Annotated in this window: 1 protein-coding gene; it reads left to right on the top strand. The window is 59.9% G+C overall.

The genetic code is table 11. The annotated features are described in order from the left end of the window. Positions 1–206: 206 nt before the first annotated feature. Complete coding sequence (locus ACXMYJ_RS29215) at positions 207–872, top strand: hypothetical protein (RefSeq protein ID WP_460359561.1); 666 nt, start codon at positions 207–209, stop codon at positions 870–872. The last annotated feature ends 85 nt before the right edge of the window (positions 873–957 follow it).

The following is a 957-nucleotide window of genomic DNA, read 5'->3' as shown; positions in this document are numbered from 1 at the left end:
CAAAGGCAAACTGCTCGAACGGCCCACCGACATCACCCCGCCGGCACCACCGTCAGACGGCGATCAACACACCGGAACGGAGGTCGCCTGAAACACCCCGATCCACAGGTATTGACAATTCCTCGGCCGTGGGCCGAAAAAGTAGGTCGAAGACAGAGCGGCGGGCGGGGCTTCGGGAGCCGACCGCAAAGGAGACGCGTCGCGCGGTGGCAAAGGCGGATCGCCGTGGACGCCAAGTGCAGCCGACCGTAGCGGACTTCGAACGCGTGAGTGCTCTGGGCGAATCGCGACTGATTGAGGCATTGATCGCTCGGCACAACGTGCGGATGTTAAACATCAAAGAGATACCTGACTGGTACGCCGTTGAAGCCCTCAAGCCGTTACTGCCGATTGGGATCCTCGATAGGGCGCATGTTGAGCTTGGCGTACCACTTCAGCGCTTTCCCGCATCCTTCCACGGAGACGGCCCCGCTCACCTCGCCTGGGGGTTGGAAAGTGCAGTCTCGGCCTGTCGCCTCATGCTCGCGGGGCAGCTCGTTGGCGCCGCCGTGGTCGCGAGACAGCAGTTAGAGCGCTGGACGTTGCTGCTCGGCGACGCGGTGGGCAACACGCGGCAACGCGGCGAAACTGTGCAGGAATTCATTGCTCGCTGCTGGTCGGCTTATTCAATCAGAGTTCTGGGCGAGAAGATCACGGATGCACCGGATTTGCCTGATACCACGCAGTTCGATGATCTCAACGTCACGACTCTCGAGCCTGACTTGGACCACGAGCACATCGCACTTTCGGATCGAACGGAGGTATGTCCCCCAACGGTGTACGGCTATCTAAGCCTCGATCCACCGATGAATCGCCTGTTCGGAGGGTGTTGATGTAAGGAAAGTGCCCTTTGAGCTGGGATGATTGGAGTTACCACACTTCGATCAGCCCACGTTCAGAAAGGCACTTCCGGTGCAA

The organism is Mycobacterium sp. ZZG, assembly GCF_054786995.1.
This window is presented reverse-complemented; position numbering and strand designations above follow the sequence as displayed.